This window comes from Sporosarcina sp. Y1009, assembly GCF_057669865.1.
Genome location: NZ_JBYHFO010000014.1, coordinates 53222 through 67316 on the forward strand (window position 1 = coordinate 53222; position 14095 = coordinate 67316).

The window sequence follows — 14095 nt, forward strand, 5'->3', positions numbered from 1 at the left end:
TTTTTAATATGGACAGAAATCTAACCAGTTATTCCGCTTCCCACCGCTCAATTTCAGCTTTTACAATCGGTGCGACTTTCGTGCCTAATAATTCAATTGCGCTTAACACTTCTTCGTGGGGCATTGAGCCAACAGGTACATGAAGCATGAAGCGTTCAATACCAACGTTTTTACGAAGAAAAATAATCTTTTCTGCTACTGTTTCAGCATCACCCACGTACATGGCACCTTCTAAACTACTCGCCTGCTCAAAAGTGCTGCGCGTATAAGGCCCCCACCCACGCTCTTTCCCTAAAACATTCATTGCATGTGCAGTTGAAGGGAAATACTTATCTTTTGCTTTGGCAGTTGTTTCCCCAACAAAACCATGAGAATGAGAAGCAACTTTTAGCTTCGAGACATCATGTCCTGCTTGTTCTGCCGCTTGCTTATATAATTCGACAATCGGTGCAAACTGCAAAGGACTTCCCCCAATAATCGCTAACACAAGGGGTAATCCAAGCACCCCTGCACGAACGGCGGATTGTGGTGTTCCACCGCTGGCAATCCAGATCGGTAACTTGTCTTGTTCAGGACGAGGATACACACCTAAATCTTGAAAGGATGGGCGATGCTTTCCATTCCACGTCACTTTTTCAGATTCGTTAATTTTTAGCAATAACTCCAATTTCTCATCATACAATTCATTATAATCTTGTAAATCATAACCAAAGAGAGGGAATGATTCGATGAATGAACCTCGTCCTGCCATAATTTCCGCCCGGCCATTTGAGATGGCATCGATTGTCGCAAATTGTTGATAAAGACGCACAGGATCATCTGATGATAATACCGAAACAGCGCTCGTCAATTTAATACGTTCCGTCCGCGCCGCAGCTGCCGCAAGTAAAGTAGTCGGTGAGGAACATGCAAAATCCGCGCGGTGGTGTTCCCCTACTCCGAAAACATCCAATCCTACTTGGTCCGCTAGCACAATTTCCTCTACTACTTCACGTATCCGCTCTGCATGGCTAATGACTTTACCCGTTTCTACATCCGGGGACGTTTCTACAAATGTTGTTACACCAATTTCCATGATAATTTCCTCCTATTTGATTAGAAATTTTTCTACTGTATCGCTTAAATGCTGCCGATCTGGTTCCGTGTCCCATCCCGATAAGTCCGGACCCTTTGGTATAATGACATTTCCCTTTTTCTGATCAGCCGATAATCGAGCAGATAAATGATAATGTATCTTAATCGCTTCAAAATCTGTTGTATCACCAAAGCCAGGTGTACGATACAAATCGCGTGCATACCCCCATAAATTCGGGAAATCAATCAGCCTTTTTTTGTTTGCTTTAAATACGGAATAATAAGCAACATCAAATCGTGCTAACGTAACATATAATCGAACATCAGCATCTGTGATAAAATCGCCTACTAAGAAACGTTGGGTCGATAGAAGTTGTTCTAGTATTTCCAATTTTTCGAACAAATTATCGTAAGCCTCATCATAGGCCTCTTGTGACTCGGCAAAACCACATTTATATACGCCATTATTAATATCAGAATAAATGACATCATTCATCTCATCAATCCGCTGACGTAATGGTTCTGGGTATAAATCAGGTGCGTTTTTCTTATGAAAAGATGCCCAAACAGTTTCGAACGCGTTTGTCAGAGTGAAATAGTCATTATTCACAACTCTTTTCGCTTTACAATCAACCATAACCGGTACAGTTGGGCGTCCTGCATAGTTGGGATCTGTCTTCATGTAAATCTCACTCAAATACTTAATCCCTAACACTGGATCTACATCATTTTCATCTAATGAAAACGACCAGTCAATTCGAGGTACATCAGGACGAATCGGGTCCACTGCACCTAAACTGATGACATCCTCTAAACCTAGAATCTTTCGAACAATAACCGCTCGATGTGACCACGGGCAAGGCGCTGACCAAATAAGACGATATCGATCTTTTTCCACAGGAAGCTCCCCCGCTGTCGTTCCAAATGGCGTTGAAAACAACGTATTTTGACGATTAAAAGAACCATCTGCTTTAATTTCCTTTGTTGGTGACATTGTCATCCGCTCCAATTCTTTTAGATTTTCTTCTTTTATTAAACTGAATCCTTTTCTAAAGACATTACGTCTAGTTACATGAGAGGTGGGAGAATATGAAAAAAAATATCGTAATACTTTTGACAGTTCTAATCATTTCTGGGTGTTCAGCAAAATCAGCAGCGCAACATGGACATGGAATATCAGTAGAAATGGCCGAATCATTAAACATTAAGCATATGTCTTTATTTATGTATGTGGATGGTAAAGAAGTTTTTAGTCAGCATGTCATTAATGCGAATAGTAGTCCCTTTGAAAAAGGTGAAATCATTTGGTTCGATGTTTCACCTAGTGCTACTAATTCAACTGTTGAATTAACTTTATCATATAGTAGAAACTTGAACGGAACAAATGAACAGACTACTAAAAAAATCGATATTTCTAATGCGAATGATTGGGTGAATATTAAGTTTACGAAGAATTATGATTTGCAATTGATCAAAATGCAGTGATTGATAGCTAAGATTTTCAAGTAAAGAAAAAACTGAATCTGCTATTGAATTTTTGAATGGAATTAAAGTTACTCAAACTCTTGGTTTTACTTGATACCTAAGAACTGTTTTCAATTTAGATGGATCAACCCGTCTCATATCCGAAAGGTAAATCTCTCGATGTGTAAGAGAGGCTCTTTCTAGCTGATGACTTTCTAGATATTCAGCCATTTTTTCAAAAGTTTTCGGTTCATCCTCGAATGGACCTACGTGAAGCATTTGCAACGACATCCCATCTGCCATCGCTTCAAACGTGACATCATCGAGTAATCGGTGAGGCTTCTTTTTTCTTACACTTTCAAATGCACGCTCCACAACTTCATTTGTAACAAAGTCTGGTTGTCTAATCATTATTGTATAGAGAAGCTCGTCTTTATCTAATTCCTCTAATTGCCTTCCCTCTTCAGATAAATCCCAGATTCCTTCTAGCGGATAAACGGTATATTCAAAATAGCCTTCAGGGGTATATCCATTTTTAGGCATCATCCGAATTGCATAAGCTAATGAATAAAGCACTCCGATTCTTTCAGCAAAATCTTCATTGTTCGGGTTCCCACTTCCCTTAATCATAAAAAATTTTTGTTCTGGAACAGTAACCAGTTCTGGTTTCTGCTTTGGTATATAGAGTTCTTTTTCTTTTTTTCTCCATTCGTGTTTCATAGTAAATCATCTCCTAATTCTATCCCACTAAAGAACGTTAGTTCGTTACATTTGATTTTAACATAGATATATACTAAGAAACGCCCACTTTCATAACTAAATGAAAATGGGCGTTTATTATATTTAGGATCAAAGATTTCTATCTTCAGTGTAGACAGCAATCAGTAAAATTGCCTCTTCTTCACCAATATTTTTAACATAATGGGGTACACTAGCATTCCAGCTGAAAGAATCTCCTTCTTTTGCAATAACCTGATCTTCACCTTGTTCAGCATGTACGGTTCCTTTTATGACAAGATGGCTCTCTTCACCTTCATGGGCAATTGCTTCACGGGTTGATGCACCGGGTGGTAATTTAACATGCATGAGTCGTAAACCGCTTTCTGTAGCCGTAAGATGTTCTATATTTATGTCATTAAAAGTTGTATAAGCTCTTTCGGATTTCCTCACAACTCTCATATGCTGCTTCTTTTCAAGAAGTAGATAGGGTAGCGGAACGTCTAAGAATTTAGCAATGGTTTGTAGTGTATTAAGAGATGGTGAAGTATTATCGTTTTCAATGTTGCTAATGAATCCTTTAGACAGTCCCACTTTATCGCTCATTTGTGCAATCGTTATTTTTTTACGTTTACGTATGTCTCGGATTTTAGATCCAATCTCCATCATTATCCCTCCAAAAGTTCCCATGGAATTATAATAGCACATGTTTGTTGACAATATCCACGAAGTAATGTTAACTTGTAAGAAGTTAATATTCATATAGGAATACAAAATGGTTTTCGAAAGGGGAAAAATGATGCCGATTATACGCATAACAATGCTCGAAGGTAGGAATGATGAAACGATTGAAACATGCATGCGGGATGTTGCACGCACTGTACAAAAATCATTGGATATTCCGCTAGAAAGTATACGGGTTATCGTGGATGAGGTTCCGAAAAATCGTTTCTCTGTCGGGGTTAAGTTAAAAAGTGAAAGTTGATTAAAAAAGAACCATATTTTTTTAATCAATAAGTTCACTCATAAGAATATTATCTTCTCTAAGGGAAGGATTGATAGAATGGATAAACAGTTTAACTATGAACTTCGTAGACCAGCTAATATAGAGCCAGGAAAGAAATATCCAGTTATTTTCTTAATGCACGGAATGGGAAGTAACGAACAGAATATGCTGCCTCTTGTTGCGGAGATGGGAATAGATCTGTTTGTAGTAAGTATTAGAGGACCTTTACATCAGCCGCCCGGTTATGCATTTTTCACTATTCAAGAATACGGGAAGCCACACAAGCAAGCCTTTGATGACGTTGTCAATAAACTCGAAGATTTCATTGACTATACTTTGGGTAATTACCCAATTGACGAGAGCAAGGTGTACTTGATGGGGTTCAGCCAAGGCGCAATCCTTTCCATGACACTCGGATTGAAGCTAGGAAACCGTATTAAAGGAATTATTGCATTAAGCGGTTATATTCCAGCTATCGTCAAAGACGACTACGAGATTAGCCCATTGAATGGTGTAAATGCTTTTATTTCGCACGGACAGCATGATCAAGTCCTTCCATATGAATGGGGTCTTGATGCTGAAAGATTTTTAGAACAAAAGGGAGCTATCACAACCTTCATGTCCTATCCAGAAGGTCATACAGTCTCTCAGGAAAATTACAATGATTATACGACTTGGTTCACGAACTTAGAAAAAGAAAATTAAAATTCAGGGGGAAATAGAAATGAAAAAAATTGAAGTAAGTACATTTATCTTAAGAATCGTCTTAGGAATAAGCTTTTTTTTACATGGGCTTGTGAAGTTTCAAGGCGGAATCGAAAATACCGTAGGATGGTTTGATAGTATTGGCCTCCCAGGATTTCTAGCATATATCGTAGCTACTATTGAATTAGTAGGTGGTCTTGTATTAATTTTAGGTCTCGGAACGAGAATCGTTTCTACATTGGTCGGGTTAATTTTGATTGGTGCAATTGTAAAAGTTAAATTAGCTATTGGTTTCTTAGGTACGGCTGAAATGGTGGGATACGAACTTGATCTTGCATTTTTAGCAATTGCACTATTCTTGGTGGTAAACGGAAGTAAACATTGGTCTATCGATGGGTTTATCAGTAGTAGAAAAGAAAACCAGTAACTATTAGTACTTGAGAATATTGGGAGGGCGACTTTTTTCAGAGTTGCCCTCTTTTTCATATACAAATGTATAGATAGCTTCTAAAATATCATCGCTTTAGGTATACTGCAAGGACATACAGGTTGGAGGAATCGAGATGAAAGTTATAATCGAATGGCGTTACAGATCGCCTAAAGGAACGGAAACCGTCTTTCACTCGCAGGAATTGAAAGCAGCACATGCGTTGCTCATTGCGGAAGATATGGTAAAGACCGGTCGAGTGAAAAGTTTGAAGTTTATCGATGGATATGACACCTCTTGGACGATTAAAGAAATTAAGAGCTATTTAGAAGAAATTAAAACAGAGCCACATAATGTTACTGTCTATTTCGATGGCGGCTTCGACCTGGAAACGAGGGCATCCGGATTAGGTTGCGTCATTTATTATGAACAAAATGGAAAGTCCTACAGACTAAGACATAATGCAGCTGTGGCGGAGCTTAAATCGAATAATGAGGCGGAATATGCAGCTCTTCATCTTTGCATGCAGGAACTTGAAAATTTGAACGTCCATCATCTACCAGTTCAAATCATTGGGGATTCCCGTGTCGTCATCAATCATTTAACCGAGGAATGGCCGGCGATTGAACAGGACTTATACAGTTGGGCAGACCGAATCGAAGCCAAAATGAAAAACATTGGGATTACACCCGAGTATGAATTGGTATCGCGAAAAGAGAATACTGAAGCAGACAGACTAGCTACACAGGCATTGAATGGAATTGAAGTTACAGCGACGATTGAAATCGAAAAGACCTAATTGGTCGCTACTAATTAATAAAGTGCCTATGTGAAAACATATAGGCACTTGCTAAAATTTTAATCCTCTACCACTTGAATTAATTCAGTATGAATAGCTACAAAATACGATTCTAATTGTTTGTCCAACTTGTTGTTCAAATTGTGATAATCATTGTCAGCTTTTTCAACAACGCTATAAAATTCATCTTCTTCTATCTCGTCATTTTCCAAAGCCAGGTACAATCTCCACATTTCTACTCCATGCGCTTTTTCAATCGCAGCATATTCATGCGCATCGATTTTCTCAAGAATAGCGATGAGTTGCTCCAAATAATGAGTGATGCCTACTTCTTGTATGTAATCCGAAAACCATGTAAATAGACTTTCATGACCTCCGCTCTCTAGTTCGGAGTAGTATTGAAAAATAATAAATGCATCATTGACAGTTTCATTTTCACCTGGAAAATCATATTCACTTATCACGGAAATTACTGCGTTCCAAATATCCTCAGTATTTACTAACTCATTTCTATTAATCTTAGCCTTCATTTAATCCCTTCCCTTCATGTTTATACAAAACAGTCGCCAATAATGTACGAACGATAATTTTGAACACTGTCATTTTAGCTTTACACTATAATATCGCATGGATTTCAGATTCCCTTTCATATCAAATACACCATCGTGGATTAAGTGCCTGATTCTATATTCCAAAAATGTATCGCTCATTCCACCCTCCAACTCCCCTAATATTTCACCGATTAGCAAAGCTGATCTCATGAAATCTTTTTCTATTTGTTCGGTATGTACTTTTTGGGCACATGCAATAATTAATTGGTCAAAGTGATTTTCATTTACAGACTTCACTTGATTATTCTCCCAAACGCGCAGCACTTCTGCAGTTTCAGAAAGTGAATTCCATTCAAGATGAAGCTGATCTTTAGCTTCAAATGAAAGTGGTATTGATAATTTCTTTTGATATATCAGGTTGAGTTTCTCAGGTTCAACATGTGCCGTATGATAACAAAAATACTGAACATCACTTGTATTAAAAAATTCCTGGTACGCTGTCGTCGTATTTATCAAAGATATATCATTCTGTTTTTCCTTCAATAAATTCAGGATATACCGTATTCCCGTTTGTTCATCAGCATTATCCCCACTCCAAATCACAATGGGGATATTATTAGGTATTGCTTCAATTTCCTCGACCGTTTTTGAAAACCTACTTTCGTACTCTTCCTCGATATAATTCATTTCAATTGTTAGATGACTGTCCAACCAATCGTAACGATGTTTACGTCCAACATATTTATCAAGTTTCCAGAGTGGCCCGACTGCAAAGAAATCAGGAAAACCAATCACTTTATGTCCATGACCTAAACCCACCCGTAATGACCCTGCTACTGATTCCCCACAGACGATATGTACGGCTTCATATTGCCTTTCATCATATTCACGGCTTGCCGAAGTACCTGCAATTTCATCGTATAATGAATATAATTCCGCTAACTTTTCTTCCGGTAAATCAGACAATTCTTTAATGTCCCTTATCCGATACATCATATTTAAAAGCGCGTTCTTTGCCTCGCTGCAAGATAATTTTTTAATAGATTGATGTAATTCATCTATCATTGATGCTTCACCCTGTTCTTTTTAGTTTTAGCTACCAGGCTCTTTCAGAATCGGATTAGTTATAACGCCAAGGAGGTCCTCCTCACACCATAGATACAATTCTCCCCTAACCATCCAATGTCAAAGAAGCCCCTCCTACTAGAAATTTAAATCAACTTTCCACTATTTCAACTAAAGCAATCTAAATTCCTTCTTTTGATATTTAAAACTAAAATCTCTAATTTCAGACACAGAAACCTAGTTAATCAATTGGTATTTGACCCGCAGCCGATTCCTTATTTTGAAAAGGAGGATATTCCTCATCAAAGCACATATACCAGTATCCCGATTCGTCTTGTTTACAGATAGCGTTTCTTATTTCATCTAAACCAGATGGTGTAAAATAATAAGCAATAACTCGTTCTAATTCAAGCTCAGCATCATAATAACGATAAACCATTAATACGTTTGATTTCTGAACTGCATTCTTTTTAACAATTAAGTCATTTATATACTCTATCCTTTTATCTGATTCCAAGTATTGTATTCCTATCACATTATGAGGAACATATCCTTCGATTGTGTCTGAAAAAAGTTTTTCAATAGTATCTACATCTTTATTCGAGACACTTTCCCGTTCTAAATGAAGCGCAGGGGGCTGATATATTTCATTATCAAATCGTGCATCCCATTTCCACCAAGATAAATCCATAGGTCTCGATCGTCCTTTTAGCTTATCAAACTTGGAATCTTCTACATAGGCATCAAATCCCAACATTTCACCTAAATTAGCAAAATAGTCAATCTCTCGTTTTGTAAACATCGAACGATTATGTTGGTAAGATAAATTCATCCTTCGGTAATTCTTAACATAGCCCTCAAAGAATTGCATTAGGTTGAAATATTGTTTTTCCATCAGCAATTTCCACTCCCTTGTGTATTTGATTTTCTATTTGCATCTTTGGAGTAAACACTTACAAACCATTGGATGATTGCCGTCAGGGTCCTTGAAATTAAAATAATGGTTATGTTCAATTTCCCTCGTTAACTTAACTTCCTTACTCTACATATACCTATATATGTTTCTACAATAACCTCGGTATTGAAATGAAATGGGGGTATATTTAAAATATTTTCATCCGAATATGTTTCTCAACTTGCATCCCCCTACTTCGATACATCCTGATAAACCTGGACAAGATATCCATTGTTTAATGACAATATTGATAGGAGATTTCAGACACCTAATCTAATTCATTTTATTGAATTATTGTATAAACTCATTTCTTTTGCTTCCTACGGCGCTGGGTGGTTTTCTTTTTGTCTAAATGCATGAGGTTAAAATATTGTTTTTTCATCAGCAATTTCCACTCCCTCTGTATATTTAATTTTCTATAGCAACTTTAGAGTCAACACTTACAAACCATGGTTAATTCCATCAAGGTCAAAAAACTCCTCAATGAACCCCCCACTTTATTTTCCACTCATATATACCTTCGCTTTTCCACTTAAACTATCCTGCTAAGTGAAAAAGTTTAATGAAGGTTTAAATAATCATGCCGCCAATCTTGATAAGATTGGCGGCAAAACGTACCACTTATTTAGCTATTAACTTTATTCCCCATAGAAATGGCTAACCTATTCCACATATTAATCTGGTTTATAATCATTACTAAATCTACATAGTCTTTTTCATCATAATGTTCTCTCACTCGATTATACAACTCATCATTAACTCCTTTTTCCGAAATTAATGTCATGTTTTCAGCTAGTTCTAACGCTGTTTTTTCTTTTTCACTGTATATATTCGTTTCTTTCCAAGTGCTTAAATGGTCAATCTGTTCATCTGTTACTTTTAATTTCTTCGCTTCTTCTGTATGCATATTCAAACAGTATGAACAATCGTTAATTTGAGACACTCTAATTTTCACCAGTTCTCTCAATCTTCTATCTATCGATGTTTTCTTTACATACTTCTCTAATTCCATAATTATCTCTAAAGCTTCTGGTGCAACCTTGAAATAGTTTATTCTGTTTTTCATATTCATCAGCCCTGCTGCTTTCACAATACTTTTGTTAATTAATTTACCCACTTCAAGCTCCCCTTTTATATGCTTTTATTCATCTTATAATATTGATAAAGAAATGAAAGCTAAATGAAGATATTGACCGTCTAATAGGTGAAGAGGTTAAGAAGGGGGTTCGATTTGATAAATTTAGTTAAGAGAGCAATGGCGATCCTCTATCATTATTCCACTAATTATGCAGCGCTTGTTTTATAAACATTCACACAGATATACTTTTAAGTTCATCCAGAAACGCAGGCTTCCTCTTATATAACGCAGTTAATTCCCCGACTAATTTCTGTTGATGAGCTTGACCAGCTACATCCTTAAAACGATGCAGGATTGCGCATACACCTTGATATGCCTTACGATTACTTGATGATTCAGCAGCCCTCATAACCTTAGTTTCAAAAAGATGAATCACTTCTTCCTTATGATCTGCCATCAATTTCGAAGCAAATCTTTCAATCTCCCCAGGATTTTCCTGAACGTATTCAAGCATTTCATCCAAATCACTTTCTTCTTCAATTAACAAAAGATATAGCCTGTTCCATTGATAATTCCTATCTTGCTTAAGTTGATGCTTAATTTCTTCATAAAGTTCTCTTTCCTGTCCCGGAGCCAATTCCTTCAGTTCCTGATAATAATCCAGATTCTCACCTAACAACAACTCACGCCCCAAGCGTCTCTGCTCAACATTCATTGAAAGAGCTTTATATGCAGCATATCGGTTTTCCTTCCATTTAGACACAAGACCTCTATATTCTTTATCCTGCTTTTCGCCCTCCATAGCTAGCTCCAAAACCTTTTGATATTCCCCCTCTTGCATGCTTTGCTGAATCAACTCTTCTCTAAAAAAAGTATAGCTCAAATGGTTCTCCATGAAGTGCTGCACTTCATGCCGTGTTCCATAAACTTTTAGGATATCAAACAGCATTTTCAAAATCATTTCATTTCTATATGTACCGTAATGACCACCTGATTGCTTAACCAACAAACTTTCCAATTTAGTTGTTAGCCTGTGACGTAAAACTTCATTCACCGCAAATTCAAGACAAACCGACAGTAGTTCGATTCGATAGTCTTCCCATTCATCGAACACCTTACTTTCCGATACAGTAATTATTTTACTGAGAATCTTTTCTTGTTCATCAAAGCTATCAGTTTCCGTCGCAATTTCCCGAATGGTTTCAATCGTACTATCGATTAAATCACCCAAGCTTCCATCCGAGTCATCTGAATACTGAGTTGCTTCAATGGAATTTTCAAGTAGTATTCCCGCTATGTCCAAAGCTAAAAAACAATCATCTTCAGCTTGTACGGAGATGTCGGTGTTCTTCTTTCCGAGCAGCTCAATTTTCCCTTCCTGGGACGGCGGCAGGTTCGTCATGCAGTTCAGGAGCGTCGTCTTCCCAGAGCCGTCCGGTCCGACAAGGGAGATGATCTGCGGCTCGCCTACCGTCATATTGATTCCCCGCAGAACGTGTTGTTTTTTATAGTGTTTTTGTAGATTTTCGACTTGGATGATCATCAGGTTTCCTCCTTTTTGGCCGGGGTTTTCATGCCCGTTTCCCCTGCAGACCGGATATTAGATAGGCGGCGGCGAGCAGGACGGCGGATGCACCGCCGAGCACCAGCAGGCCTAGCGGGAATGTGAACCGGAAATCCTGCCAGATTGCCGCCGTCTGCATGGTGACAATGTATTGGGGCGCCAAGTAGGCGAACGGCAGGTACGGCGCGAACACAAGTCCCGCCACCTGGTTGCTGTGCTGGATGCCGAGCAGGATGACGGCAGCTGTCAAAACAAGAGCTGCGATGGCACGTTTCGTGACATACGAGAAGAAAAACAGCAGTGCTGCCGTAAACAGCAGGCCGAAGAAGAACAGGACCGCTATTTTGACGAGATACATACCGATCGGCATGAAATCATATGCATAATTTTCTCCATACACGAAAACGGGATAATTCCAGTCTCCGAGTTTGTCGAAGCCGGCGCCGAGTCCGAGCGCGAACAGGGCTGCCCCCAGCAGAACCGCTGCGCCGGTGAGAAGCACTGTCACGAACTTCGCCAGCAGGATGAGCGGCCGCCGGATCGGCTGTGTCTGCAGGAGATGGATTGGCCCGTTCGCACCGATGCCTTCCTTTGTCACGATATCGCTGAACAGCAAGAGGAAGAACAGCAGTCCCGCGAGACCGAACAGCAGATCCGTGACCTGTTTCAAGAAGTAGATGCCGGCCGACGAATTCAGTGTACTGTGCTCCGTCACAAATTCTTTCAGGAATTCGTCGTCACTCGATCCGTCTGCCGGGAAATTAAGGTCATAAAGAGTTCGCCAGGCGAATATGTCCACAGGAAGGATCGGGGCTACGTCGTGTTCCTGCATATACTGGAACAGTGCCCGTCGCGTCTCCGTTGTGAACAGAGTCGGAAAGGACGACGTGTAATACTGCCGGCTGACAATGAGAGTGTCGAGATCGGGCTGTATCTTATCGATCTCCATCTGAAGGACTGTAGACCAGTCACCCGTTTCATAAGCTTGCAGCTGGTCCTCCAGTTTCTGGTTATACTCCTGCCAGAACTGCGCCGCTTCCGAAGGTTCTCCTTCCTCCGATTCCGGCTGCTCCTCCATCTGTAGTTCGTTCTGCCGGATTTCATCCCGGATTTCGAGTGCCACATCCGGCACTCGCACGGTGTTCATGTAAGCGTATACAAAATAGCAGGCGATACTGAGGAAGAAGGCGACGAGAAGGATCTTGAAAAGCCCGGACGTCCACAACTTCTTCCATTCGAATTGTACTAATTTCACGATACAGCCCCCTTTCGAACAGCCGGCATCCCCCGGCTGATTCGCGATCCAACATATGTATGATTGATAAATAAGCTCCCGTAAGTTGTTCGTACAGCGTATGCAAGGGCAGCCTTTTAGATACCCAGCAGTCACAATAGCATCTGCTTCCATAGTACCTCACGGTGTAGTGAAAATAAATAATAATTTGTATATTTTGCAAACATTCTCCTGTACAATGAATGTAACATACCACTCCAACTTATTAGGAAAGGAGGAAGACAAGCATGGTGAACCGGAAAATTCGCACCATCCTGTTGATTGCACTGCTGGCGCTATTCGCCTGCAGTCCGCAGCCGCAAACCGATGTGAAACCAGTTAAGGAGACCGTAGAGCAATCGATAAGCAGCCCCCCAGAAAAAAGAGAATTAGGAAGACCGGGGGAATTTCACGCTTTCAGTAACAATCAAGTCGAGAATCCATCTGCCATGGTGCTAGGTCATTATTGCTGGAGTGAAAATGGAAAACCCTGCACGGCAGAATCGCAAGACCCAAGGGATCTGATGTTTGGGGAACAGTCTGGCAGAATGAGACCTGGAGAACGGATCCAGTTTACCATGGGCATCAACCCCTCGTGGACATGGCTCTCTGAAAGTGGTCTGAATACCATACAGGGCACCCGAATTGACATCACTCAAATTTTCGAAGGAGTCGAAACACGATATGAAAACGTCGGGCGCAGTCTGGATGTGCCAGAGGAGCCGGGGTTGTATTTCTACCTGGCGACCGTCACCTGGGATTTGGAAGTGAAAGGCCAGGCGAACTATGCCTTCGCGTTTTTGGTGTCGCCGGACAACTAGGCATGCATGGGAAACATCGAGCACAAGACCTGAACCCTTCAGATCTTGTGCTCGATCACTTTAGTCATTTGGATGAGACAGTTTGCGGGACCGCGCAATTCCCGGAACACTTGACAGTTCCGGAATAGATGACGAGATATCCGCCATCGACCACCTGCTTGGACACAGGATACAAGGTACCTTTTCAGCCTCCTATATTGTAATTCAAACTCGCAGGGTTAACCTGTCCCGTCGTAAAACTTCTTGTCAAGCTCACCACTTTACTATCCGCCGCGACGATAACTGGATCTGCAGGGCTCACTTCCGCAAACGACTGGCTTGGCACGCCAAACGACAATGTTAATGCAATTCCTGCTGCTGCAACCGTACTTCCGATTTTCTTCTTCATGTGTTATCCTCCATTCTTGTTATCCAGCGAAGTGAAACTTCACTGGTTAGGGGTATATTCTACAAGAAGATAAAATATCCTCCTATTGTTACAGATATTTTAAATAAACTAACAAGTCTGTGTTGTATTAAAGATGATATCTTGCTTGAAGGAGGGAAGAAAGCGATGCACAAACCGTTAATATATACTATTTCACTGGTTTTCTTAC

The 14095-nt window shown here is 39.9% G+C and carries 17 protein-coding genes; 6 read left to right on the forward strand and 11 right to left on the reverse strand.

The window, feature by feature from the left end; all coding sequences use genetic code 11:
- Nucleotides 1–28: 28 nt before the first annotated feature.
- Complete coding sequence (locus AC25Y1_RS15135; RefSeq protein ID WP_488148839.1) at nucleotides 29–1075, reverse strand: LLM class flavin-dependent oxidoreductase; 1047 nt, start codon at nucleotides 1073–1075, stop codon at nucleotides 29–31.
- Between the two features lie 12 nt (nucleotides 1076–1087).
- The gene (locus AC25Y1_RS15140) at nucleotides 1088–2068 is read right to left on the reverse strand and encodes a glutathione S-transferase family protein (protein ID WP_488148840.1); all 981 of its coding nucleotides are present in this window, start codon (nucleotides 2066–2068) and stop codon (nucleotides 1088–1090) included.
- Between the two features lie 119 nt (nucleotides 2069–2187).
- On the opposite strand from AC25Y1_RS15140, the gene AC25Y1_RS15145 reads away from it, so the two are divergent.
- Nucleotides 2188–2559, forward strand: a complete 372-nt coding sequence (locus AC25Y1_RS15145) for a hypothetical protein (protein ID WP_488148841.1) — start codon at nucleotides 2188–2190, stop codon at nucleotides 2557–2559.
- Between the two features lie 72 nt (nucleotides 2560–2631).
- Here AC25Y1_RS15145 and AC25Y1_RS15150 read toward each other — a convergent pair whose 3' ends face one another.
- Complete coding sequence (locus AC25Y1_RS15150; protein ID WP_488148842.1) at nucleotides 2632–3258, reverse strand: GyrI-like domain-containing protein; 627 nt, start codon at nucleotides 3256–3258, stop codon at nucleotides 2632–2634.
- Between the two features lie 129 nt (nucleotides 3259–3387).
- On the reverse strand, nucleotides 3388–3921 hold the full coding sequence (locus AC25Y1_RS15155) for a helix-turn-helix domain-containing protein (RefSeq protein WP_488148843.1): 534 nt from the start codon (nucleotides 3919–3921) through the stop codon (nucleotides 3388–3390).
- Between the two features lie 109 nt (nucleotides 3922–4030).
- Between AC25Y1_RS15155 and AC25Y1_RS15160 the strand changes: the two genes are divergently transcribed.
- The 4 genes from AC25Y1_RS15160 to AC25Y1_RS15175 all read left to right on the forward strand — a co-directional run bounded on the left by AC25Y1_RS15160 (nucleotide 4031) and on the right by AC25Y1_RS15175 (nucleotide 6192).
- A complete protein-coding gene (locus tag AC25Y1_RS15160; RefSeq protein ID WP_488148844.1) occupies nucleotides 4031–4240 on the forward strand; it encodes a tautomerase family protein in 210 nt (69 codons plus the stop codon).
- 78 nt (nucleotides 4241–4318) lie between these two features.
- The gene (locus AC25Y1_RS15165; protein WP_488148845.1) at nucleotides 4319–4966 is read left to right on the forward strand and encodes an alpha/beta hydrolase; all 648 of its coding nucleotides are present in this window, start codon (nucleotides 4319–4321) and stop codon (nucleotides 4964–4966) included.
- 19 nt (nucleotides 4967–4985) lie between these two features.
- On the forward strand, nucleotides 4986–5393 hold the full coding sequence (locus AC25Y1_RS15170) for a DoxX family protein (protein WP_488148846.1): 408 nt from the start codon (nucleotides 4986–4988) through the stop codon (nucleotides 5391–5393).
- 136 nt (nucleotides 5394–5529) lie between these two features.
- On the forward strand, nucleotides 5530–6192 hold the full coding sequence (locus tag AC25Y1_RS15175) for a reverse transcriptase-like protein (RefSeq protein ID WP_488148847.1): 663 nt from the start codon (nucleotides 5530–5532) through the stop codon (nucleotides 6190–6192).
- 59 nt (nucleotides 6193–6251) lie between these two features.
- Here the strand turns inward: AC25Y1_RS15175 and AC25Y1_RS15180 are convergent, their stop codons facing one another.
- The 6 genes from AC25Y1_RS15180 to AC25Y1_RS15205 all read right to left on the reverse strand — a co-directional run bounded on the left by AC25Y1_RS15180 (nucleotide 6252) and on the right by AC25Y1_RS15205 (nucleotide 12660).
- Nucleotides 6252–6722: a DMP19 family protein gene (locus AC25Y1_RS15180; protein ID WP_488148848.1), complete on the reverse strand. Its 471-nt coding sequence runs from the start codon at nucleotides 6720–6722 to the stop codon at nucleotides 6252–6254.
- Nucleotides 6723–6791: 69 nt separating this feature from the next.
- Entirely contained in the window at nucleotides 6792–7808 is a 1017-nt protein-coding gene (locus tag AC25Y1_RS15185; RefSeq protein ID WP_488148849.1) for a DUF1835 domain-containing protein, read from the reverse strand.
- A gap of 241 nt (nucleotides 7809–8049) precedes the next feature.
- The gene (locus tag AC25Y1_RS15190; protein ID WP_488148850.1) at nucleotides 8050–8610 is read right to left on the reverse strand and encodes a hypothetical protein; all 561 of its coding nucleotides are present in this window, start codon (nucleotides 8608–8610) and stop codon (nucleotides 8050–8052) included.
- 778 nt (nucleotides 8611–9388) lie between these two features.
- Nucleotides 9389–9829, reverse strand: a complete 441-nt coding sequence (locus AC25Y1_RS15195) for a carboxymuconolactone decarboxylase family protein (protein WP_488148875.1) — start codon at nucleotides 9827–9829, stop codon at nucleotides 9389–9391.
- Nucleotides 9830–10073: 244 nt separating this feature from the next.
- Nucleotides 10074–11384 carry an ATP-binding cassette domain-containing protein gene (locus tag AC25Y1_RS15200; RefSeq protein WP_488148851.1) on the reverse strand — a complete coding sequence of 437 codons (1311 nt, stop codon included), beginning with the start codon at nucleotides 11382–11384 and terminating at the stop codon, nucleotides 10074–10076.
- Nucleotides 11385–11412: 28 nt separating this feature from the next.
- The gene (locus tag AC25Y1_RS15205; protein ID WP_488148852.1) at nucleotides 11413–12660 is read right to left on the reverse strand and encodes an ABC transporter permease; all 1248 of its coding nucleotides are present in this window, start codon (nucleotides 12658–12660) and stop codon (nucleotides 11413–11415) included.
- Between the two features lie 266 nt (nucleotides 12661–12926).
- On the opposite strand from AC25Y1_RS15205, the gene AC25Y1_RS15210 reads away from it, so the two are divergent.
- Entirely contained in the window at nucleotides 12927–13499 is a 573-nt protein-coding gene (locus tag AC25Y1_RS15210; protein ID WP_488148853.1) for a hypothetical protein, read from the forward strand.
- 184 nt (nucleotides 13500–13683) lie between these two features.
- Here the strand turns inward: AC25Y1_RS15210 and AC25Y1_RS15215 are convergent, their stop codons facing one another.
- Nucleotides 13684–13887: a hypothetical protein gene (locus AC25Y1_RS15215; RefSeq protein WP_488148854.1), complete on the reverse strand. Its 204-nt coding sequence runs from the start codon at nucleotides 13885–13887 to the stop codon at nucleotides 13684–13686.
- Nucleotides 13888–14095: the final 208 nt, after the last annotated feature.